Origin of the sequence: Methanohalophilus sp. RSK (assembly GCF_003722075.1) — an archaeon.
In the GTDB taxonomy this organism is placed as follows: Archaea; Halobacteriota; Methanosarcinia; order Methanosarcinales; family Methanosarcinaceae; genus Methanohalophilus.
The window spans coordinates 272,829-293,847 of record NZ_RDSK01000009.1 but is presented as its reverse complement, the minus strand read 5'-3'; the positions used below and the strand labels follow the sequence as shown (position 1 = coordinate 293,847).

The window sequence follows — 21,019 nt, the reverse complement described above, 5'->3', positions numbered from 1 at the left end:
ACTCCTGTAAGTTAATAACCCGTAAATAGTTCATATTTTACTTTTGTTTTATCGATGTCCATTTCATATAGTATTTCCCTGACAGCCTTCACCATTGGTGGCGGGCCACATAAGTAGAACATACGGTCTCTGTAATCCGGAATCTCACGCAATATCATGCTTTCACAGACACGCTCTCTGCAACCTGCCCAATCATTGGAAGCCCTGGTTAAGGTATGTACAACTTTCAGATTAGGATTGTGTTTTTGCATAATTTCCAGTTCATCTCTAAAGGCAATATCCTGCTCTGTTTTGTTACTGGATATCATTACAATATCTGTATCCATTCCCTTATCTGTGCAATAATGCAATATACTAATCATCGGAGTAATGCCAATACCACCGCTAATAAGGGCAATTTTGTCATATTCTCCTGAATAGGTCATTTTACCGAAAGGGCCTTCAATGCCTATCGTGTCACCCGGCTGAAGTAAAGCCAGTGCATTGGAAAATTCATGGCCGGTCAATTTCTTGGTAAATTCTATATATTCCTTATTGGAGGGGGCACTTGAGATGGTAAAGGGTTTGCGTACCTTATTGCCGTTGATTTCCAGTTCTACCATGATGTACTGGCCTGCCAGATACTCAAAACCATCTGGCCGGGGAAATAGGAAACTTAGCACGTCTTCCGTTCTGGGAATAGTTTCCATAAGCTTTGCATCAAATTGCAATCTATGCTCTCCTTTATTGTTCCAGTTTTTTCATTTGCCTGGATGTCTCAATAAGTTTTTTCATTGTACGGCGCAGACTGCGTAGGCCTTCCTCATCTTCATCTATTCCTTCTGCCCCTTTATCCTTGGACCACAGCGTACCTCCCAGATTTGACCCGAAGGAGCCTCCGGCAACAGGGAACATTTCACTGATTACATAAAAATTCAATATGGTCTGGAGGGCGGGCTCCTGTCCTCCCACACGGTCCCCTCCATCTGCCAGTGCAGCACCCACTTTATTTTGGAATGCCTTGGGATTTGCCGCTACAACCGCCCTGCACCTGTCCATTATGGTTTTGGTCTGTGCACTGACATTTCCCTGGTATACCGGTGTCCCTATTATCCAGGCATCCGCCCACAACATTTTCTCATACAGGTCTGAGATATCATCTTTGTGTATACATCCCTGTTTGGTCCTTATGCAATGATCGCAATGGATACAGAATTTCAATTCTTTCCCGCTTGCAGAAAAATACTCCACTTCAGCATTGTATTTTTCCTTTGCATAATCCAGTGCATATTGCACGGCACGGGCAGTTGCCTTTTTGCGAGGACTGCCCGATATACCAAGTATTCTCACAATGTCCTTGTCGGACATAAACTCACACTCCTTTCACTCAAGTACAATGGCATCAGCCGGACAGGCATCCACACACTGTTCACATTCTATGCAGTCATCAGGTCGTGAAACTACTGACTTTGTATCCCCGTTGGAATCTTCTTTCAGATCAAAAACGTCTGTGGGACATACTTCAGCACATTCTCCGCTTCCTATACATTTATCTTTGTCTACAACTGGTGGCATATTCTTCCTCCTTACATTTTCCTTCTAAACAAATAAATTGTTAATAATGCAATCAAACCAACAACACTACCAAATCCGGGTGTCCCTTCAGATCCTACCTCACCGTTTATTCCGCCTTTAAAGGACTCCATCTCTACAATCGGAACATCATACTCTCCTCCAAATAGTTCATCTATAAGTGACTGGGGAGCAGACCTGTAGAGCAATTTCGTATCCACAATGATGGGATTTGTTGCATCTGTCGGTATTGTGAAATTATGAATCTCTGTAGCGGTAGATGTAGGTGCAATCCTGTTATCATATATCACATCTGTAATTTCCCATAATTTTAGAGTAGAATTGCCGTCAGCATCGGAATATACGGCCCAGTAAATAATTCCATTTTCGATATTGCCATCCTCATCCAGATTTCCTGAACTGTAAATTTCGCGTCCCTGGCTGTCTTTTACATCCACCTGGGTCCACATTTGCCTGGCTTCAGTAAGTCCTGTAGGCAAATTATGGCCTGCACCGGAATTCGTAATTGACACTTCAATGGCAACTTCTTCACCAGGTTGTGCATTTTCGGGAATGCTTACTTCAAGTGTGGCCGCTTCCTGAAGTCTTTCAATTGCCATTTCCTTATGATCATCCTCACCCAGTATCCCTGTAACAAAAACATTGGCTCCTGCGAAATTGTGCACCGATATATGGTCTCTTTTGGGTGCACCTGATCCAGCACGCCCGGGATTTGTCTCAAATTCAGTAATTCCCGGTGTCATATGGCAATCCTGGCATTGGACTTTTTCTTCAGCATAGGAACTTTCACTCCATGCCTGATAGGTGTCGTCCAGCACCACACCGGATGTTGGGTGGGTGATCTGGTGGCACATTCCGCAATACTCTGATTTTGTATAGAATTCGCTGTACTGGGATTCATGGAACGCAGATTCGGAATCATCAAAGGGGCCGTACTTGGTCTCAGAAGGAGCCACCACATAACCTCCGTTGCCTATCTCAGAGGATTCCTTTACACTGTGGCAAAAATCACAGCCCACCCCTTCATCAGCCTCTTCACTTATATTTGGGTTATCTATAGGGGGGACCTGCCCTGAAACCACACCGACAGGTATGTGACAGCGTGTACAGAAAACATCAAGAGAGCCATTAGACTCTTTACTTGCAAGATTTAGTTCTTCCTGGTAAAAAGGGTCATCAAAAGCATGGTAATGCATACTGCCTTCCCACTGGCTCGTTGTGATAGCATGGCACCTGTTGCAGGTAGAATATGCAGTAAAATCTTCATGCGATAAGGTATCTGCTTCAGTGGGAGATGCATCTGCTACAACCCCGGCACAGGCAAAAACTAATGTAAAAATTATAAATACGGTTATAATTCTCACTACACACCCCTCCTGAAATCCCCCGTCAATATTAATCAGAAGGAGGCTTGTATGCCTCCTTGCTGCCTTACTCCTGCAGTAACTTAAGTGCTTCCCTGCATGCTGCAACTGCAGGTGCACCTGAAGTGATAGAGATCACTTCCATCGTTTCCATTATTTCCTCTGCTGTGGCGCCATTTTTCAGAGCGCTCTTCATCTGGGAGACTGTACAGGCCTCACACTGTTTGGAGGCAACGACTGCTAGTGCCATGAGTATCTTGTACTTGGCAGGTATGGCGCCGTCTGACAACAGTTTGTCGTGACATCTTCTGTACTTCTTTACGAAATTGGGATCTATTTCCTTCAGGGTGTGGAGAATATTCGGGGCAAACCCCATTTTATCCTCGATATCCTGTACTACTTTCTCATGTTCTGTCATTGCTTAATCCCTACGATAGGTTTAATCAAAAGAATCTTCTAATGTATTGTCGAAGCAATAGTTACACATAAAGTGAGGAAGCCCTTTATGAAGGCGTTTGACCTCGGGTGGTTTTCCCACTGAAACCTGTAGTTTTACTTCTTTAGAATGATTCATACACAGCCCTTTTCCGCATACAATACATACTGCAGCGGCTTCTACATCTTTCCCTGCTTCAACACAGTCATAACATTTCATCATGGTACTCACCTCAGAAGTTTTCCTTCAAAGCCTCATGGCATGGTTTGCAAAGTATTTTGAGTAGAGGTTGTATGTTCTTTAACTCACAGGCATCACCCATGCACTTAAGCCTCACTTCGTATTCCCCTTCCAATACGGGAATTTTTTCTCTTACAAGATGGTCCATACAGACACCTCTGCCACATATGATGCATATGCCGACAGTGTCAGTAGTTTTATTTTCTTTTGCACACTCAAAACATTTCATTATTGATTCACTCCCTTATTGATTCAGAAATATACATAAACAGGATGATTACTCCATGAGTTCCATTTCTTCCCCGCAGCAAATAAGTACTCCGCCGCCAACTTCAGTGACTTCAACTTCATTGCCACAGATATTACAAATGTATTTTTCACCTACTTTTTGAACTCCCATAGATTTAACTCCTTGTATTTATTTGCATAATAAAAGAGGAGAGATGATTATTTATGCATATCGGTGACGGGGAAAATATAGCAGCCTGTATCATATCCTTGCAATTCGAAATGAGTCTGGAAGATTACTAATATATAGGCAAAAAGGAAAATGCCGTTCAAAATCAATAAGGTTTTAATATATGTATGCAATCCTCAATAGCATCAAAATATTGAATAATAGGAGGATTCAAATGTCATTTGGAATAGAGTTCGTACCAGGAGACCCAGTTCTCAAAATCGCCCACTATGCAAAGCTTGCTGAACAACAGGGATTTGACAATGTTTGGGTTACAGATCACTACAACAATCGTGATGTTTATACCACCCTTGCAGTGTTGGCTATAAACACCAACAGCATAAAACTCGGAACAGGTGTGACAAACCCATACACCAGAAATGCAGCCATTACTGCATCCAGCATTGGTTCTATCAACGAGATATCCGGTGGCCGTGCAATCCTCGGTCTGGGACCCGGAGACAAGGCTACCTTTGATGCAATGGGAATCCCATGGGATAAACCATTGACCACAACCAAGGAATCCATTGAAGCCCTGCGTGGCTTTTTGGGAGGCGAAAAGGTTGAAATGGACGGTGACATGATCAAATTCGGCGGCGCGAAGATGGCATTCAAGACCGGTGATGTACCTATCTACATGGGTGCACAGGGTCCGAAAATGCTTGAACTTGCAGGCCAGGTCGCAGACGGTGTACTGATCAATGCATCCCATCCAAGGGACTTTGAAGTCGCAATGGAAAAAATAAAAGCAGGTGCTGACAAAGCAGGCCGCAGCATGGATGAGATCGATGTAGCAGCTTATGCATGCTTCTCTATCGACAAAGATGCAGCAAAAGCCAAGAACGCTGCGAAAGTCGTTGTTGCCTTCATCGTTGCAGGTTCTCCCGACATGGTGCTTGAACGCCATGGAATTGACCCTGCAGCCAAGAAAGACATAGGAGCTGCAATCTCCAAGGGCGACTTCGGAGCACTTATGGGTGACCTTGTAACTGATGAAATGATGGATGCTTTCTGTATCTGCGGAACCCCCGAGGACTGTAAGCAAAGGATCAATGACCTGAAGGACATTGGTGTAACCCAGATTGTTGCCGGCTCACCTCTTGGACCTAACAAAGAAAAAGCAATCAAACTCATCGGTAAGGAGATCATCGGAGGAAACTGATGGTTCATCCGAAGATACTAGAGGTCATTGATTATGACGTCTGTACCGCTTGCGGGGCATGTGTTTCAGCATGTCCTGCCGGTGCCATCGTCATGAACAAAAGGGCCGAAGTAAGAGACCCGGACAATTTGGAGCTTTACGCCAAAGGTGCTGCCCCAAATGTCTGTGAAGGTTGCTATACCTGTGGGCGCATCTGTCCTGTAGTGGATGGTTATGTTGAGGACGAATTCGCAAATGTCAGGAGTTTCTTTGGTGCAAAAAGTGACATCGAAGGACAGGACGGTGGTGCAACAACTGCAATTGCAAGCAAGCTTCTTGAATTGGGAGAAGTAGACTGCTTTGTGGGAATTACCCGCAATGACAACTGGGAAACCGAACTGGAAGTTTTCACCGATCCAGAACAAATCAAGAGAGCCAAAGGTACTAAATACACATATGATTCCGTACTCTCCGCTCTGAGGGACCCCTTCGAACAATATGATAAAATAGGTGTAATCGGCGTACCCTGCCAGGCTCACGGTGCACGTCTAATATCCGAAAATGTCAATGACAAGATCGTGGTTATTATAGGGCTTCTTTGTATGGAAAGTTTTTATCATGATGTAATGTCCGAAAAAATCATAAAAGAGATAATGGAACTCAATCCTGAAGATGTTGCAAAATTCGATTTCGCAAAGGGTAAGTTCTGGGCATATACAAAGGATGGCGAAAGTCACAGTGTCAAGATCCCACAGGTTGGTCCGCATGCCAGAAACCCCTGCCACCACTGCTGTGATTACACATCAGTTTCAGCAGATATATCAATAGGTTCTGTAGGTGCACCGGACGGATGGAACAGTATCCTGATCCGTACAGATGAAGGTGAAAAATACTTCAAGATGGCTGAAGACGAGCTTGAGATTATGGAAGATCCAAAACCTGGAATGGACCTTGTCAAGAAACTGGCAACCATGAAACACAGCAACAATTCACAACATTATCTTGAAGTTTGCGAGAAGTTCAGCTTCGATGAATGTGGCATCAGATAAAACATGCATCTAAAAAGGGCATTCTATATAGGGCGCTTCCAGCCATTCCACAAAGGCCACTATTCGGTCATAAAAACGATTGGAAAAGATATTGATGAACTCGTAATTGGTGTCGGAAGCGCTCAAAGAAGCCACGAAACACCGAATCCCTTTACTGCCGGTGAACGCATAATGATGATTCGTCATTCTCTTGCAGATACGGACATCAAGCATTATGCGGTTCCCATAGATGACATCCAGCAAAACGCAATTTGGGTTTCCTATGTCACCGCACGGACACCTCCTTTTGACATAGTCTATTCCAATAATCCTTTAATCCTCGAGCTTTTCGAAGAAGCAGGCATAGAAACAAAGCAACCTCCCATGTATCATCGGGACAAGTATTCAGGCACCCAAATCCGTGAAAAGATGATTGCCGGTGAAAAATGGGAACAACTAGTCCCCGAATCAGTTAAAGAAGTTATTGAAGAGATTGATGGTGTCAGGAGATTAAAGCATGTCTCCGGAAGCGATCAAACTTTCTGACAACCCCCGTCCTTAATTTTTTATAGTACCTCCGTTGAATATTATATAGTGTAAGGAATATGCAGGGGGCATCTAATGACTGATAAAGCACCGGTATTTTGTGAAAAATATTGTATTGTATGCAGGGGAGCAAGGGCTGGAAACCCTATCTGTAAGGCAATCCAGAATCTTGAACTCAAGATATTTGGCAAGGAAGGTTGCATATGGGGAAAAGCAAGGACCAGATATTACGGCGTAACACCGGATCAGGAAATACACCCGGAAAAGAAAAAGTAATCAGAATATTTCCCCGCTCCAATCAAAAGCACCGGGTTTGAATTTATCAAGGGGCGGATGTCCTGAGGATATGCCATCGATTATCTCTTTTACATCCCCGGCAACTTTACTTATACTCCGGCCTGAGGTACCAATTTCAAATACCATTTCACAGTTCTCAACCGACTCTACAAGTATAACATCAAGGCATTCTGCTTCTATATTCTCATCCACTTTTGCAGGTTTATATCCCCTTTTCCCAAGCCTTTTTTTGAGTTCGTCGGGAGCCGTACGTAGGACGATGGAAACATCTGCAATCAGATGGGCCATGTGGCTGTCAATAATTACAGGATTTTCAGATTCTTCTATAACTGACAGTCGCTTTTGTACCACATCAAGGTCAGTAACCATACAGTCCCGTTGCTCATCTTCTTCTATGAAAAGATTCTCGGATTTTATGAGTTCATTTAAATGAACCACTCGATACCCATATTCATTCTCAAGCAGCCCGGATATAGATGTTTTCCCGCATCCTGGGGTGCCGGTTAAAGCAATAAACATATGTCCCGAATACAATTGCCTCTATTATTAAGGATTAATCCTCCTGTATGCTCAGAGCCAGAAAATTTTCAATAATTTTCAAACCATCCTTCATCAGTACCGATTCAGGATGGAACTGGATGCCATAGATAGGATAATCTTTATGTTTAATCGCCATTATTGAGCCATCTTCTGTATGGGCAATGGATTCCAGGGAAGGGGCAAGTTCTTTAACTTCCAGTGAATGATATCTTCCTCCTTCAAAAGGATCGGATAATCCCGTAAAAAGAAGCGAATCACTGTGAATTATTGATGAAGCCTTGCCGTGGACGGGGCCATTTGCACATCTGCCCGTACTGCCTCCGTATGCCCGATTTATAGCCTGGTGACCAAGGCAAACTCCCAGTATAGGGGTATTTGGACCGTATTCCTTAATAATCTGGAGGCAGTTGCCGATATCCTCAGCCCTTTCAGGAATGCCCGGGCCGGGTGATATGACAATGGCGTCTGGTTTTATATTTCTGACCTCTTCCATTTCCACTGTATTTGGAACAACTACGGTTTCAACACCCAATACGGAAAAGGCATCCACCAGGTTCCATACAAAGGAATCCCGGTTATTGACAAACAGTACTTTCATATCATTCCCCTCTTACCGCTTTGAGCATTGCAGCCATTTTGCGCTCAGTTTCCTCGTATTCTTTTGAAGGTACTGAATCTGCAACTATACCGGCACCTGCCTGTATCATTGCATATCCCTTTTTCATAACAACCGTACGTATTGCAATTGCAAAGTCTGCATCCCCGTTCCAGGAAAAGTAACCGATCCCTCCTCCGTAGACACCCCTGCCGACTCCTTCAAGTTGTCTAATGATTTCCATTGCCCGTATCTTGGGCGCACCGGAAAGGGTTCCTGCAGGAAGAAGTGCCTTGATGGCATCGAACTGGTCGCATTTGGGTCTTAATTTACCTTCCACTGTACTTTCGATATGCTGTACATGAGAGTAACGTACCACTTTCATAAAATCGGATACTTTTACAGAACCACCTTCACAGACCATGCGTACATCGTTGCGGGACAGATCAACAAGCATCACATGTTCTGCCCTTTCTTTTTCGTCCTGTAGCATTGTTTCGGCATAGCTACAATCTTCATTTTCGTTTTCACCCCTGGGGCATGTCCCTGCGATAGGATTGGTGATCACACGCCCATTATCCACAGTCATCAGGGTTTCGGGACTCGCACCCACCACAGCCATATCCTTAAACGAAAGTAGATACATGTAAGGACTCGGATTAATCGAGCGTAGTTTCCTGTATAGGTAAAGAGGACTATTGTGGTAGGGTAATTCATAACGTCTTGAAAGGACTACCTGGAAAATATCCCCATCCAGGATATGTTCCTTTGCCTTGCTTACTGCATCTTCATATTCTGTCCGGCCCATTGTGCAGGAAATATTTTCATTCTTCGCACCTCCCGCTGATTCATTTTCCTTGATCAATGATGACCGATTAAGTACTACCTGCATGCTGCGGGCTTCTTCGAGTACATCATTATAGACCTGCGCTGCATTTGAGGAATTTGCAAGTGGAGTTTTCACGTAATAAGTCCTCTTTTCAAGATGATCAAAAACAAAGGTACTTGTAGTGAACATAAACTGCATGTCCGGTTCCTCTGCGCCTTTTGGAATTTCCTGTTTCAACCAGCAGTCATAGATAATGTCATATCCGGCATATCCCATTGCTCCACCCAGGAAAGTCTGCCTGTCAAATCGATTTGCATTGAGAAGGGGCAGTGACTCATCGGTCACGAATACTTTCCTGAGGGCATCTAAAACTTCATATCCGGTTTTTATGATTCCTTCAAAATGACAGGATTTGGATTCAAGAGAATCGCAGACATTTCCCAGTCTTTTTTCCATCAAATCTGTCAGGGCTGATTCATGTGACATTGTCAGGCAAACACGTCTGCCTTTTACGGAAAGTAAGGCAAGGGGGTCTGCACCTACAAAAGAGAAACGTGCGTGCCTGCTCTCTTTTTCTACAGATTCCAGAATATAGGAGTAATCAAAATGATTTTCCAGAAGAGTATAGAGGTCAAGTGGGGAAAGGGACGTTTCCACCTCGGCTACCAGCTGTACAAGGGCCGGATTGACTTCCTTATTTACAAGTGAAATGAACTCATCCTTTCCAATATCAAATTCCATCAATTACTACACCTCACAGCTCCTATAAAATCACAAACAAGATCCAAATCTTTTTTACCTTTCACTTCAACCCCGGAGGAAACATCCACTCCATAGGGGGATACAATGTTCACACATTCGTCCACATTTTGTGGGTTAAGGCCTCCTGCCACAATCAACGGGACAGGGATGTTCTTTGCCACTTCGCTGCTTATATTCCAGTCATGGGTCAGGCCACTACCTCCGCCGCTGCTACAGGCAGTATCCAGGATTACGGCATCAAGCAGGTTATATTCTGCAAGTTCATTGATGATTTTAATCGTTTCCTGGACCTTTGTCTTATCAGAAATCGAAAATTTCTGGATTATCCGGACATGCGTTGCCCGCAGTGCAGTGAGTAATTCCTTGTCAGCAGTGGAATGTACCTGCACCATGTCCGGTCTTGCATTACTTACAAGTTTTTTAGCATGTTCAATCGATTCTGGCATTATTACCATAACCGTGGTGACAAAGGGGGGAGTGGCTTTTATGAGCTCAGTGCTTAATTCCAGATTCAGATTGCGAGGCGTATCCACCGGCACTTCTGTTATAAAGCCTACTGCATCAGCACCACACTTTGCTGCAATACCTATATCATCCACAGACTTCATTCCGCAGATTTTCACCCTTATGGCAGGTTGCATTTGATCCCCTGGAATTTGTGAATTGTGCAAGTTCTTCGAGTTTTTCAAGAGCTTTGCCATTGTCGATTACCTTTTCAGCAATTCTTGCGGCTTCATTGAGAGTCGAGGCTTTGTCTGCAACATAGATGGCAGCGGCAGCATTAGCCACCACTATATCCCTTTTGGGCCCTTTTTCCCCCTCCAGGATATACCTTATGTCCTTTGCATTCTCTTCAGGAGTCCCACCTACAATATCAGGTGCAGTTGCCCTTTTAAATCCAAGGTCTTCGGGTTTTATTTCATAGGTAGTGATTACTCCGTCCTTTAGTTCTGCTACATAGGTTTCCGAGAGGGTGGATATTTCATCCATCCCGTCACCATGAACCACCAGTACTCTTTCTTTGCCAAGTTTACTGAGGACCTGCGCAAAGGGTTTGCAAAGAGCTTTATCATATACACCGACAACCTGCCTGGAAGCGAGCGTTGGGTTTGAGAGAGGGCCCAGCAGATTAAAGATTGACCGGAATCCAAGTTCTTTCCTGATCGGCGCAACCCTTTTCATGGCAGGATGGAAATATGGCGCAAAGAGAAAACCGATTCCCACAGACTCCATACATCTTTTCACTTCTGCCGGTGAGCAGTTCAGGTCAACACCGAGAGATTCAAGCACATCGGCACTTCCCGAAAGAGACGTCACGGCACGGTTTCCGTGCTTTGCGATTGGCACACCGGCAGCTGCAGCTATAATGGCTGCGGAGGTGGAAATGTTGATTGTATTATGACGATCCCCGCCCGTCCCCACAATATCCACAAGTGGTCCGGCAATTGCTGGTTTTATTATGACAGCTTCATCAAGCATTCCTTCTACAAAACCACTTATTTCTTCCACACTTTCCCCTTTGACGCTCAAAGCCCCGAGAAAAGCTCCTATCTGGGCATCCGTTGCCTCCTGTAGGATATATTTCAGAGTTTTCTTTGCTTCAGTAGCATTCAGGTCTTCTCCGTTTACTATTTTTTGCAGGCACCGTTGCATATAATCACCATACATGAATGTATCAAGTTGTACAATTATGTACAGGTATTTCATGGTATAAAAATATAACTCCCATCAGGCAACACCCAAAATAAAAATACAATAAAACGAATAATAAAGAGAGGAGCAATGAGTGAGAGATTATAATTCTGAATTCTCCGTAAAGGCAGGAATGGACCCCGGCACATTGATCCATGTTGGGGATAAAAAGGTGGAAGAACCTAAACTGACAGTGGTGGAGTACAATGAAAAATATCTGGAAGTACATGTTAATCCGGTCATCGACATAATTAAAAATCTTAAATTTACAGAAGAAAGGAAAATATGGATCAATGTAGATGGTTTGCACCAAACAGAATTAATTGAAAGTATTGGGAAAATTTTTGGGGTTCACCCCCTTGTGCTGGAAGATATTCTGAATACCAATCAGCGGCCCAAAACCGAATCATATGACGATTATATCTATGTTACAATAAGGACTCTGTTTTACGAACGTCTGGAAAACGCAGTCAACTCAGACCAGATAAGCATAATACTGGGAAATAACTTTATTCTCTCATTTCAGGAAATGGGTACTGATTTATTCAAGCAGATCAGACAGAGAATGGAAAGACCTGCAGGTAACATTCGGAAAAGGGGTATAGATTACCTTACCTATTCCCTCCTGGATTCTATTGTGGATAATTATTACCTGCTTCTGGAAGATATCGGGGAAGAAATTGAGAGGCTGGAAGACGAACTAATAAAAGAGCCTGCTCCTGCAACCTTGCAAAGTATCCATGAGCTTAAAAGGGAAATGATCATTTTACGCAGGTCCCTCTGGCCACTCAGGGAAATAATTGTATCCCTGCAACGTGATGAATCCGGTTTAATCAGGGAAAGTACTGGCATATATTTGCGTGACCTTTACGACCACTCAATCCAGGTCATCGAAACCGTGGAAACCTACAGGGAAATGTTATCCGGTATGCAGGACCTTTATATTTCAACGGTTAGTAACCGGATGAATGAAGTGATGAAAGTATTGACAATCATTGCTACCATTTTTATCCCTCTCACTTTTATTGCAGGCATCTATGGAATGAACTTCGAGTACATGCCCGAATTGAAATGGGAATGGGGTTATCCTGCAGTTATGATCTTTATGGCCACTATATCTGTGATTATGCTGTATTATTTCAAAAAGAAGACCTGGCTGTAAACCTTTTGTAGAAGCCACATAACTATGAACGTCAAATAATACTAAATAGAACATATATCAATATATATCAAATAAAAAACATTGAAACTATTTTATTAATTGTGTGGAAGGGGTATTTAGGATAAAGTGGAAAAACATAAATCTTGAAACCAAACTGCTATTTCTGATTACAATTGGAACTATAATTATTTTACTGGCTACCACGATGGCTATCACTTCTACAGTTACGGATCAGGAAAGGGACCTCGCATACGATAAATCGGCCAGGACTGCAGAAACCTATGCCAGTCAGTTCAATACGGATATGCAATCAAGTATGTCCATTGCACGTACCCTTGCAAGCAGCCTGGAAAGATACGATACAAGGAACCGGACTGAAACCAATGCCATGCTGGAACAAATACTGCGGGATAATCCCGATTTGATAGGTAGCTACGTCTGTTTTGAACCAAATGCCTTCGACGGGATGGATAGTAGTTATGTAAACACAACCGGCCATGATGCAACCGGCAGGTTCATTCCGTACTGGAATAGAATTGGGGGCGAGGTGAAACTCGATCCACTTGTAGATTACCAGACTTCCTCCTACTACCAGTTGCCCAAAAAGCTGGAAAAAGACGTAGTTACCAAACCTTACCTGTACGAAGGAGCATTGATTGTCAGTTTTGTCTCACCAATAATGAAGGAAGGGAATTTTCAGGGAATCGGTGGTGTGGATGTTTCTTTGAATTATATTGATGATATTGTCAGTGATATAGAAATATTCGATACCGGTTATGCTACTGTGGTGAGCAGGACAGGAATTCTAATGTCCCACCCCACCGAAAAGGAATGGATTGGCCAGAAATCATTGAACTCATTTGACATACCAAACATACGGAAATTGAGAGTCGACGTATTTTTGGGACGAAGTGGCCATATCAATACCCTTGATCCGATTACCGGAAAAGAAGTAACTATTTTCTATGAACCTGTAGAAACAGGCGATTTCTCATTTTTGCTTATTGTCCCTAAAGAAGAAATGCTTGCAGGAGTGACCACACTCCAAAAACAACTTGCAGGCATTTCCTTTATAGCAATTTGTTTCATGGGAGGAGGAGCATTATTAATAGCCCGCTCCATTACAAAGCCAATAAAACGAATAGTTGGCAATTTCGATACGATATCGGATGAAGCAATCGAAGGGAAACTGGACACACGGGCAAATACAGATGTAGACATTGATTTCCGGAAAATTCCGGAAGGGTTAAACAGCATACTTGATGCCCTTGAGAAATCAAATGCTTCGATCCAGGAAATGAGAGAAGTTATGGACAGCAGTCCTGTGATTATTTTCAAATGGAAAGCTACACCCAGCTGGCCGGTAGAGCTTGTATCCACTAACATCAATTTGCTGGGATATTCCGCAGAAGATTTTAATTCAGGATATTTATGGTATGGCGATATAGTACATCCTCAAGACCTCGGCAGGGTTCAGAAAAATCTTGATAAACAGATGGCAGAAGGACAGAATGATTTCTCACAGGAGTATCGTGTAACCACCAAATCCGGGGAGATCAGATGGGTTGATGAAAGGACACTCATTAAGAGAGATACAAAAGGTAACATAAAATATCTGCAGGGAATCATTCTTGACATCACCGAAAGGAAGGAAGCTGAAAAAGCAATTATAGAAGCAAAAATGATGGCAGAGGCGGCAAACCAGACCAAGAGCCAGTTTCTGGCTAATATGAGCCATGAATTGCGCACACCCCTAAACTCTATAATCGGTTTCTCAGATGTGCTGTTAGAAGGGGCGTTCGGAAAACTAAATGAAAAGCAAAAGAAATATACTAATAACATAAACACCAGTGGGAGACATCTTCTTGAAATCATCAATGATATACTGGATCTTTCCAAAATTGAAGCTGGAAAAATGGAGTTAAAACCTGAACAATTCGGACTCGAAGAAATAATTTCCGGATTGAAAAATACACTGCAACCTCTTGTCAAAAAGAAACAGCTAATTTTGGCTATAGATACTAGTTTGGAGTATCCTGTTTATGCGGACAAGCTGAAGATCAAACAGGTGCTATATAATTTACTTAGCAATGCAATCAAGTTCACACCTGAAAAAGGAAAGATTGCAATTGACATTGATTACGGGGATAAAGATATCACTATTAGTGTGTCTGATAGCGGGATTGGTATTCCTCCAGAAGAACAGGACAAACTTTTCGAACCCTTCAGACAAATTGATTCTGATTCCAACAGGCAATATCAGGGCACGGGTCTGGGATTGGCTCTGGTGAGGAATATTGTAGAGATGCACGGAGGTCAGATATGGGTTGAAAGTGAAGTGGGAAGGGGCAGCACTTTCAAGTTCACCCTCCCCCCGCAAAATGATCTTTAAGCAGCTACACCCATACTTGTTGCAACTATCAACAGTCCTCCCAGTATTATAAACTGGCCATCTGCCATCAGGTCGCACAGGGAATTATTTTCTTCAATCTTCCCAAAGAAAATAACGTAGCAGAGTGCATAAATAACGCCTGCTGCCAGTACTAACAAAGAGGCAGTGCCCAACTGTTGCATACCAGTATTTATCATGAAATAACCTGCTGTAAGTGTCAGGCAGATTAATAATATGCGGGTTTTTTCTGCACCAAGCAGTACAGGAATAGTGTCAATTCCTGAAATACTGTCACCTTCGATGTCTCTCATATCAAAAATAACAGTATTGACAAATACCAGGGAAAAAAAGTAAATAAACGTTACAAAGACCAGGTCTCCCATTTGCTGTCCATATACCAGTGAAGGGAGAAAGGCAGGAGTTGATGCCCATGCCATTGCTATTACCAGGTTTTTTACAGATGGGATTTCCTTGAGCCTACGATAACGAAAACCTGAAGGAAGCCATGCAAAACTGTAAAGCAAACCACTGACAAGAGGTATAGCAGTAACAAGAAGAGCTTTATATCCGTAGGGATAAGCAAGCAGGAAAGCAAAAAGATAAGCAAGAATTGAAGATAGGAACAAGAACTTTTCATATTTCTTGGTAAAGGAATAACGTTCTGAGTGGTTTATGGAATCTTCATCCTCGTCTGCTTTACGATCAATATTATATACAGAATATGTGACAAAAAACATTATAGCCATCGTCTGCCAGGATAGGGCAAATCCCTGTAACTGACAGGCCATGTATGCCATTACAGCTCCGGCTATCGAAAGATAAACAGAACTGTAGGTAAGGAAATCAAGAATTCTTTTGACAACTGTACCATCTAGGTTCACCTCGGATGCAGGATATTTAAATTCACTCATGCATGTAATGTTTATAATAGGGGTAAACGTTAGTTGTGGCTCTTAATATTAATCGATCCGATTAATCTTAGTCATAATAATATATGTATAGTTCTCAGCTTATATTGTATATTAGAGGTCAAAGTTCATCCGGGAGATTTACATTATGTAATCTTCCGGAGGTCCCTTCAAAAACAACAGGTGTGTAGAGAACATGCTAAAAGAAGATCCCAGAATTTTGATAATCGATGACGAACCTGACATAATCGAATTACTGGAAATTTTTCTTGAAAATTTCAAGACAATATCATCCTCTTCTCCGATAGAGGGACTTAAGCTCGCAAAAACAGAACATCCTGATCTAATTATACTTGATGTGATGATGTCTCAGATGAATGGTTATGAGTTGTGCAGGGAAATTAAGCAGAATTGCTCTACAAAAAACATCCCTGTTTTCATGTACTCGGCACTTTTTGATAGTTCTGACATTAAAAAAGGACTGCAGGCCGGGGCAGATGAGTACCTGAAAAAACCAATCCATCCCTGTGAACTTGAAACAAAGGTACAGCAGACTCTGCTTAAAAAAAAAGCTGAATGTAGGGATCCTATCGATGGACCCATACGACAAAGATAATACAGTTAGATCAAATCCAATTCAACTGCATCATCCAGATAGTACTCAAACAAATTTTCACCCCATTTGATGGCAGTTTCATCATAACTGAAAAGGTCTGTTGTAGTATCATATGTAACTCCATCATTCTTGTACAAACCCAGGGAAAGACATTTATCAGTGACAGTAAATCCGAGATTTATATCATTATCGACCATGAAAATCCGGAAATTGGGCAATTTTTGAAGCTGGTGAATTTCCTCAATGTAGGGTTGTTGTCTTAATTCTTCAACCACACTTTTTGTGACTATTAATTTTACAGGGATGCCTTCCTGTATTCTGTTCCCAAGAATCTCAGCATGTCCCGAACTCATAATCGCAGTTACTCCATATATATGACCTGCTTTTTTAATCATATCCAGAAAGTGGTGGTACACATTGAAAATTTCCACATTCGTATCACTGACGATTTTCGAATCATAAAGATGGCCTATGGACTCGAGTAGGGGTTGTGGTATAGCCTCCATGTAATGGGACTGCCAGAATTCTTTATGTTCCAATACAGTACCCATGGTCATGACAGAATCTGCAACTCTGGAGGCTACAATTTTACCCAGGGGTGTTAGCCTGTATTCATGTTCCACACTTTCGATCAACTTGTTGGATTCAAGAATTCTTATCTTTGGCAGCAAGGCCTGTGAAGTACTTCCTGTCACTTCACGCAGTCTGGCCAGTGTGTTGTTATCCACATAGAGCGACAAAAGCATTTGTGCCTGCAATCTTGACCTATAGATAGCCTGCACTTCCTTTTGTACATCTTCATATATATCGAGTATATCCATCCGATCTCACTCTCTCTGGAAGAAAGTGGCATTTAATCTATTTAATAATTTCATATTAGATAATTTTGGATATTGCAGCCGCTTTTCATAGACAAATCCAAAAAAAAGAAGATGGCAAACCAAAAGCTACTTTGTATATCCACCTTCAATTCTCTTTCAGGCCCAGGATGGAATATACTTTCCCGATATCCAGGTACTCTTCCATCAACTGTGCTAATTCTTCATAGGGATCATCTTCGAGGTCTTCTTCATTGTACTCGATTCCCTTTTTCTCCAGAAGATAGGATACAAAGGCTTTCCTTATGTTGGCATTGGAAAACAAACCATGTAGATAGGTTCCCACTACCATTCCGCTTTCATCCACACAGCCATCGTCACCAAATACAGGAGCAGTTGAACCAGTATCTCCCATGTGGATTTCATAACCACCTATGGTTTCACCTTTTATTGAATCAAAAAGGGGACTTGCCCGGTTTACTTTCTTGGTTACCTGAACGGTTTTTTTCTTGTATGCATCAAATATGGTGTGAATGTCCAGCAGGCCAAGTCCTTCATAGATCGCATTTGCTTCGCCCTCTATCGCTGCATCTTCTATTTGTTTACCCAGCATCTGGTAGCCGCCACAAATGCCCAGTATAGGTACTTTCCCGTACAGCGATTTGATCTTTTCAGCCATACCGCTATCAAGCAAATCCTGCAAATCACTTATGGTGTTCTTGGTACCGGGAATGATCACTGCATCAGGCGTGCCTAATTCATCATCCAGATCCACATAGCGTATATTTACCAGGCGCTCCAAGGGTTCAAAATCTGTAAAATTGGAGATTCTGGGAAGCCGGATAACAGCCACATCGACATCATACATTCCTGATGGGGATGACTTATCCCCGATAGATACCGAATCCTCGGAAGGGATTCCAAGTTTTGAATAGGGCATGACTCCCAGTACAGGAATGCCAGTTATTTGTTCCAGTTCTTCTACACCAGCCTGAAGGATGGCGGGATCTCCCCTAAATTTATTAATTATCATTCCCCTGACATTTTGCCTGACATCTTCAGGCAGAAGCTGGATAGTACCATAAAGACTTGCAAAGACCCCACCTCTTTCGATGTCCCCTACAAGTATTATTGGCGCATTGGTGATCCTTGCAGTACCCAGGTTTACAATATCCCTTTCATAAAGATTTATTTCAGCTGCTCCGCCTGCGCCTTCCATTACGATTACTTCATAATCGTTTCCCAGTGTTTCAAGGGCCTGGCGAAGTACGCCATGAGTTTCCTCTATTGAATCGTAGTAGGCACCAGCGCTTTTGTCGGCATAAGGTTTGCCCATAAGTATGACCTGTGAAACCCTGTCACCTTTTGGTTTCAGAAGCACGGGGTTCATCTCAGCTGTGGGTTCAACACCTGCAGCCATTGCCTGTATTGCCTGTGCGATTCCTATTTCCTTGCCATCCGTTGTGATCCACGAATTCAGGCTCATGTTCTGTGCCTTAAACGGGGCAACCCTGTATTTGCGGGAAAATATCCTGCAAAGGCCGGTGACGATCGCACTCTTGCCTACATGCGAGGCCGTACCCAGAACAAGTACACTTTTGGGAATACCATCTCTTTCCATTTACAACAACCTTTTATGTAGCTAGTGATATTGTATAGGTACAATATCCAATCAATTCCAATAAACTTTACTTGGGAGAACAATGTCTGAGCTACTACATATAAGCGGCGGGCCTACGAAACCCGAAATAATAGCTGTATCATTATCTAAACTTGACTTGAGTGAAGGATGCACCTTTTATGATATAGGATGTGGTACAGGTGCAGTTTCCATTGCTGCTTCAAAGTTGGCAAGGAATATAAAATTCACTGCCATTGATGCGCGTCAGGAAGCCATTGAAGTTGCAGAAAAGAATTTCAAAAATTTCGGACTCGATCGTGTAAAGCTCATACACGGCGAATCATCGGAAATTCTAGAACAAATTCCTCCCGAAGAAAAAATTGATTGTGCCTTTGTAGGCGGTACAAAGAATATTGATGCTATTCTCAAATCTCTTGTAAAACATAAAGCAGGAAGCATCATCGTCAATGCAGTAAGGATTGAAACTGTGGTTTCTGTAATGAACCAAATGAAAGAACTTGGAATTTTTGACACTATTACTAATATATCAATATCAAGAGGATATCCAATTACCGGGGAAACTATGTTTAAACCAGAAAATCCCGTGTACATGATATCCGGAAAATACAGTAACATTCAAGGTGATAAAAAATGTTGATAGGAGTAGGACTTGGACCGGGTGACCCGGATCTTCTCACGCTTAAAGCTGTAAATGCCCTTAAGGACAGTGACAAGGTATATGTGCCTGGCAAAATGGCAGAGGAACTGGTTAAACCATATACTGATTCGGAAATACTGGATTTCCCGATGTTGCGTGATTATGATGTGCTAAACGAAATATGGAAAAAGAATGCTGACATCATTGCCAATGAAGCAAGAAATGGAACCGTTGTATTCGGTCTGATTGGTGATCCTAACTTTTTCTCAACATTTACACATTTGAAGAGAGTCATGCATAAATACTACCCGGATGTTGAAACTGCAACAGTGCCTGGTATCAGTTCAATTACTTCTTTTGCCTCACGTACCGATTCCGAAATCGATTCATCTTTTGAGGTCTCTGATGGCTCTGATAAAAAATCAAAGATTGTACTGAAAGCAAAACACACACAGGACATCATCCGCAACCTGACAGAAGAAGGATATGATAATTTCATATTTGCTGAAAGGCTGTTTTTGGATCGGGAAAGGATTATAAAGGGCAAGGAGAACATTCCCGGGAAAGGTAATTACTTCAGTATTCTCTATGCAGAAAAGGGGGGTGAATGAATGGATGACAAAATCGCTTTTGTTGGAGCCGGTCCGGGAAACGCCAAATTGATCACCGTATTTGGTAAGGAGAAACTGGAAGAAGCTGATCTTGTGGTGTATGCCGGTTCACTGGTAAATCCTGAAGTGCTTGAATATTCAAAAGGCAAAAAGGTAGACAGCTATGGAATGACCCTTGAAGAGACTACCAAAGTGATGGTGGATGCACTCAAGGAAGGCAAGAAAGTTGTCCGTCTGCACAGTGGAGATCCATCCCTTTATGGTTCTATCATCGAACAGATGGAAGAATTGAAAAAATATGATGTTGAAGTCGAAAGAGTGCCGGGAGTATCCTCCGTGTTTGCAGTTGCTTCAGCTCTTAACACCCAGCTGACATTAAACGGTGTTTCCGATTCCCTTATAATAACCCGGCCTGCAGGCAAAACACTGGGGGAAGATAAAATTCCTGCCCTTTCCAGACATGGTGAAACGATGGCAATCTTTTTGGGGACCCAGAAGATTGAGCAGATCATGGAAAAACTGGAATGTCCTTCAGACACTCCGGTTGCTGTAATTTACCATGCATCCTGGGATGATGAACAGGTAATCTACGGAAACGTGGAAACAATTGCCCAAAAGGTTAAAGAAGCGGGAATCCAGCGCTCTGCCATGATTATTATCGGAGGTGTGGTGGATCCGAAAAATTACAGGAGGTCACACCTATACGGAGTACACCAGCCACCGCTGTAATAACC

General features: G+C 42.6%; 26 protein-coding genes. 10 read left to right on the top strand and 16 right to left on the bottom strand.

Annotated elements, in window-relative coordinates:
• Positions 1-11: 11 nt before the first annotated feature.
• From EFE42_RS04520 to EFE42_RS04485, 8 genes are all read right to left on the bottom strand, one after another.
• On the bottom strand, positions 12-710 hold the full coding sequence (locus EFE42_RS04520; RefSeq protein WP_123136114.1) for a ferredoxin--NADP reductase: 699 nt from the start codon (positions 708-710) through the stop codon (positions 12-14).
• A 13-nt stretch (positions 711-723) separates the two neighbouring features.
• Positions 724-1,347, bottom strand: a complete 624-nt coding sequence (locus EFE42_RS04515; RefSeq protein WP_123136113.1) for a flavodoxin family protein — start codon at positions 1,345-1,347, stop codon at positions 724-726.
• Positions 1,348-1,362: 15 nt separating this feature from the next.
• Positions 1,363-1,554 carry a ferredoxin family protein gene (locus EFE42_RS04510; protein WP_096711897.1) on the bottom strand — a complete coding sequence of 64 codons (192 nt, stop codon included), beginning with the start codon at positions 1,552-1,554 and terminating at the stop codon, positions 1,363-1,365.
• A gap of 11 nt (positions 1,555-1,565) precedes the next feature.
• Entirely contained in the window at positions 1,566-2,936 is a 1,371-nt protein-coding gene (locus EFE42_RS04505) for a multiheme c-type cytochrome (RefSeq protein WP_233564715.1), read from the bottom strand.
• A gap of 67 nt (positions 2,937-3,003) precedes the next feature.
• Positions 3,004-3,354, bottom strand: coding sequence for a carboxymuconolactone decarboxylase family protein (locus EFE42_RS04500; protein ID WP_123136111.1), 351 nt, complete (start codon positions 3,352-3,354; stop codon positions 3,004-3,006).
• Between the two features lie 21 nt (positions 3,355-3,375).
• Positions 3,376-3,594, bottom strand: coding sequence for a DUF2180 family protein (locus EFE42_RS04495; RefSeq protein ID WP_123136110.1), 219 nt, complete (start codon positions 3,592-3,594; stop codon positions 3,376-3,378).
• A 10-nt stretch (positions 3,595-3,604) separates the two neighbouring features.
• The gene (locus tag EFE42_RS04490) at positions 3,605-3,841 is read right to left on the bottom strand and encodes a DUF2180 family protein (RefSeq protein ID WP_123136109.1); all 237 of its coding nucleotides are present in this window, start codon (positions 3,839-3,841) and stop codon (positions 3,605-3,607) included.
• A gap of 48 nt (positions 3,842-3,889) precedes the next feature.
• Positions 3,890-4,012: a desulfoferrodoxin FeS4 iron-binding domain-containing protein gene (locus tag EFE42_RS04485; protein WP_072360257.1), complete on the bottom strand. Its 123-nt coding sequence runs from the start codon at positions 4,010-4,012 to the stop codon at positions 3,890-3,892.
• 232 nt (positions 4,013-4,244) lie between these two features.
• Here EFE42_RS04485 and mer point away from each other — a divergent pair, with 232 nt between their 5' ends.
• From mer to EFE42_RS04465, 4 genes are all read left to right on the top strand, one after another.
• On the top strand, positions 4,245-5,231 hold the full coding sequence (mer, locus tag EFE42_RS04480) for a 5,10-methylenetetrahydromethanopterin reductase (protein ID WP_123136108.1): 987 nt from the start codon (positions 4,245-4,247) through the stop codon (positions 5,229-5,231).
• Positions 5,231-6,259 (top strand): F420H2 dehydrogenase subunit FpoF, encoded by a 1,029-nt coding sequence (gene fpoF, locus EFE42_RS04475; protein ID WP_123136107.1) that lies wholly within the window; start codon positions 5,231-5,233, stop codon positions 6,257-6,259. Before mer ends, fpoF begins: the two co-directional genes overlap by 1 nt.
• Positions 6,260-6,262: 3 nt before the next feature.
• Positions 6,263-6,784, top strand: a complete 522-nt coding sequence (locus EFE42_RS04470) for a nicotinamide-nucleotide adenylyltransferase (RefSeq protein ID WP_123136106.1) — start codon at positions 6,263-6,265, stop codon at positions 6,782-6,784.
• Between the two features lie 75 nt (positions 6,785-6,859).
• Positions 6,860-7,060 carry a hypothetical protein gene (locus tag EFE42_RS04465; RefSeq protein ID WP_123136105.1) on the top strand — a complete coding sequence of 67 codons (201 nt, stop codon included), beginning with the start codon at positions 6,860-6,862 and terminating at the stop codon, positions 7,058-7,060.
• Here the strand turns inward: EFE42_RS04465 and EFE42_RS04460 are convergent, their stop codons facing one another.
• The 5 genes from EFE42_RS04460 to trpD are packed head-to-tail and all read right to left on the bottom strand — an operon-like array spanning position 7,061 to position 11,514.
• A complete protein-coding gene (locus EFE42_RS04460) occupies positions 7,061-7,600 on the bottom strand; it encodes an adenylate kinase family protein (RefSeq protein ID WP_123136104.1) in 540 nt (179 codons plus the stop codon).
• A 34-nt stretch (positions 7,601-7,634) separates the two neighbouring features.
• Positions 7,635-8,219: an aminodeoxychorismate/anthranilate synthase component II gene (locus EFE42_RS04455; protein WP_123136103.1), complete on the bottom strand. Its 585-nt coding sequence runs from the start codon at positions 8,217-8,219 to the stop codon at positions 7,635-7,637.
• A 1-nt stretch (position 8,220) separates the two neighbouring features.
• On the bottom strand, positions 8,221-9,786 hold the full coding sequence (trpE, locus tag EFE42_RS04450) for an anthranilate synthase component I (protein ID WP_123136102.1): 1,566 nt from the start codon (positions 9,784-9,786) through the stop codon (positions 8,221-8,223).
• Complete coding sequence (locus EFE42_RS04445; RefSeq protein WP_158599191.1) at positions 9,786-10,448, bottom strand: phosphoribosylanthranilate isomerase; 663 nt, start codon at positions 10,446-10,448, stop codon at positions 9,786-9,788. The genes trpE and EFE42_RS04445 overlap by 1 nt, the downstream gene beginning before the upstream one ends.
• Entirely contained in the window at positions 10,399-11,514 is a 1,116-nt protein-coding gene (gene trpD / locus EFE42_RS04440; RefSeq protein ID WP_233564714.1) for an anthranilate phosphoribosyltransferase, read from the bottom strand. The genes EFE42_RS04445 and trpD overlap by 50 nt, the downstream gene beginning before the upstream one ends.
• Positions 11,515-11,593: 79 nt before the next feature.
• Between trpD and corA the strand changes: the two genes are divergently transcribed.
• Both corA and EFE42_RS04430 read left to right on the top strand, forming a co-directional pair.
• A complete protein-coding gene (gene corA, locus EFE42_RS04435; RefSeq protein WP_123136100.1) occupies positions 11,594-12,661 on the top strand; it encodes a magnesium/cobalt transporter CorA in 1,068 nt (355 codons plus the stop codon).
• Between the two features lie 103 nt (positions 12,662-12,764).
• Entirely contained in the window at positions 12,765-15,053 is a 2,289-nt protein-coding gene (locus tag EFE42_RS04430) for an ATP-binding protein (protein ID WP_233564713.1), read from the top strand.
• Here the strand turns inward: EFE42_RS04430 and EFE42_RS04425 are convergent.
• Positions 15,050-15,964 (bottom strand): UbiA family prenyltransferase, encoded by a 915-nt coding sequence (locus EFE42_RS04425; RefSeq protein WP_123136099.1) that lies wholly within the window; start codon positions 15,962-15,964, stop codon positions 15,050-15,052. The genes EFE42_RS04430 and EFE42_RS04425 overlap by 4 nt on opposite strands.
• Positions 15,965-16,157: 193 nt before the next feature.
• On the opposite strand from EFE42_RS04425, the gene EFE42_RS04420 reads away from it, so the two are divergent.
• Positions 16,158-16,577 carry a PleD family two-component system response regulator gene (locus EFE42_RS04420; RefSeq protein WP_123136098.1) on the top strand — a complete coding sequence of 140 codons (420 nt, stop codon included), beginning with the start codon at positions 16,158-16,160 and terminating at the stop codon, positions 16,575-16,577.
• A 5-nt stretch (positions 16,578-16,582) separates the two neighbouring features.
• Here the strand turns inward: EFE42_RS04420 and EFE42_RS04415 are convergent, their stop codons facing one another.
• A complete protein-coding gene (locus tag EFE42_RS04415) occupies positions 16,583-17,398 on the bottom strand; it encodes a winged helix-turn-helix domain-containing protein (RefSeq protein ID WP_123136097.1) in 816 nt (271 codons plus the stop codon).
• A 145-nt stretch (positions 17,399-17,543) separates the two neighbouring features.
• Positions 17,544-19,016, bottom strand: a complete 1,473-nt coding sequence (locus EFE42_RS04410) for a cobyric acid synthase (RefSeq protein WP_123136096.1) — start codon at positions 19,014-19,016, stop codon at positions 17,544-17,546.
• Between the two features lie 82 nt (positions 19,017-19,098).
• On the opposite strand from EFE42_RS04410, the gene cbiT reads away from it, so the two are divergent.
• From cbiT to EFE42_RS04395, 3 genes are read left to right on the top strand one after another with little or no spacing between them, the layout of a single operon-like run.
• Positions 19,099-19,674 carry a precorrin-6Y C5,15-methyltransferase (decarboxylating) subunit CbiT gene (gene cbiT, locus EFE42_RS04405; protein WP_123136095.1) on the top strand — a complete coding sequence of 192 codons (576 nt, stop codon included), beginning with the start codon at positions 19,099-19,101 and terminating at the stop codon, positions 19,672-19,674.
• Positions 19,668-20,285 (top strand): cobalt-factor II C(20)-methyltransferase, encoded by a 618-nt coding sequence (locus EFE42_RS04400; protein ID WP_123136094.1) that lies wholly within the window; start codon positions 19,668-19,670, stop codon positions 20,283-20,285. The genes cbiT and EFE42_RS04400 overlap by 7 nt, the downstream gene beginning before the upstream one ends.
• Complete coding sequence (locus EFE42_RS04395) at positions 20,286-21,014, top strand: cobalt-precorrin-4/precorrin-4 C(11)-methyltransferase (protein WP_123136093.1); 729 nt, start codon at positions 20,286-20,288, stop codon at positions 21,012-21,014. It begins immediately after the preceding gene.
• The last annotated feature ends 5 nt before the right edge of the window (positions 21,015-21,019 follow it).

Coding starts and splice junctions, on each gene's coding strand:
- EFE42_RS04445 (WP_158599191.1), bottom strand. CDS start 10,448: ATGCAACCTGCCATAAGGGTGAAAATCTGCGGAATGAAGTCTGTGGAT.
- EFE42_RS04420 (WP_123136098.1), top strand. CDS start 16,158: ATGCTAAAAGAAGATCCCAGAATTTTGATAATCGATGACGAACCTGAC.
- EFE42_RS04510 (WP_096711897.1), bottom strand. CDS start 1,554: ATGCCACCAGTTGTAGACAAAGATAAATGTATAGGAAGCGGAGAATGT.
- trpE (WP_123136102.1), bottom strand. CDS start 9,786: ATGGAATTTGATATTGGAAAGGATGAGTTCATTTCACTTGTAAATAAG.
- EFE42_RS04395 (WP_123136093.1), top strand. CDS start 20,286: ATGGATGACAAAATCGCTTTTGTTGGAGCCGGTCCGGGAAACGCCAAA.
- EFE42_RS04470 (WP_123136106.1), top strand. CDS start 6,263: ATGCATCTAAAAAGGGCATTCTATATAGGGCGCTTCCAGCCATTCCAC.
- fpoF (WP_123136107.1), top strand. CDS start 5,231: ATGGTTCATCCGAAGATACTAGAGGTCATTGATTATGACGTCTGTACC.
- EFE42_RS04410 (WP_123136096.1), bottom strand. CDS start 19,016: ATGGAAAGAGATGGTATTCCCAAAAGTGTACTTGTTCTGGGTACGGCC.
- EFE42_RS04465 (WP_123136105.1), top strand. CDS start 6,860: ATGACTGATAAAGCACCGGTATTTTGTGAAAAATATTGTATTGTATGC.
- EFE42_RS04500 (WP_123136111.1), bottom strand. CDS start 3,354: ATGACAGAACATGAGAAAGTAGTACAGGATATCGAGGATAAAATGGGG.
- mer (WP_123136108.1), top strand. CDS start 4,245: ATGTCATTTGGAATAGAGTTCGTACCAGGAGACCCAGTTCTCAAAATC.
- cbiT (WP_123136095.1), top strand. CDS start 19,099: ATGTCTGAGCTACTACATATAAGCGGCGGGCCTACGAAACCCGAAATA.
- EFE42_RS04455 (WP_123136103.1), bottom strand. CDS start 8,219: ATGAAAGTACTGTTTGTCAATAACCGGGATTCCTTTGTATGGAACCTG.
- EFE42_RS04495 (WP_123136110.1), bottom strand. CDS start 3,594: ATGATGAAATGTTATGACTGTGTTGAAGCAGGGAAAGATGTAGAAGCC.
- EFE42_RS04425 (WP_123136099.1), bottom strand. CDS start 15,964: ATGAGTGAATTTAAATATCCTGCATCCGAGGTGAACCTAGATGGTACA.
- EFE42_RS04490 (WP_123136109.1), bottom strand. CDS start 3,841: ATGAAATGTTTTGAGTGTGCAAAAGAAAATAAAACTACTGACACTGTC.
- EFE42_RS04400 (WP_123136094.1), top strand. CDS start 19,668: ATGTTGATAGGAGTAGGACTTGGACCGGGTGACCCGGATCTTCTCACG.
- EFE42_RS04415 (WP_123136097.1), bottom strand. CDS start 17,398: ATGGATATACTCGATATATATGAAGATGTACAAAAGGAAGTGCAGGCT.
- trpD (WP_233564714.1), bottom strand. CDS start 11,514: ATGAAATACCTGTACATAATTGTACAACTTGATACATTCATGTATGGT.
- EFE42_RS04515 (WP_123136113.1), bottom strand. CDS start 1,347: ATGTCCGACAAGGACATTGTGAGAATACTTGGTATATCGGGCAGTCCT.
- EFE42_RS04485 (WP_072360257.1), bottom strand. CDS start 4,012: ATGGGAGTTCAAAAAGTAGGTGAAAAATACATTTGTAATATCTGTGGC.
- EFE42_RS04460 (WP_123136104.1), bottom strand. CDS start 7,600: ATGTTTATTGCTTTAACCGGCACCCCAGGATGCGGGAAAACATCTATA.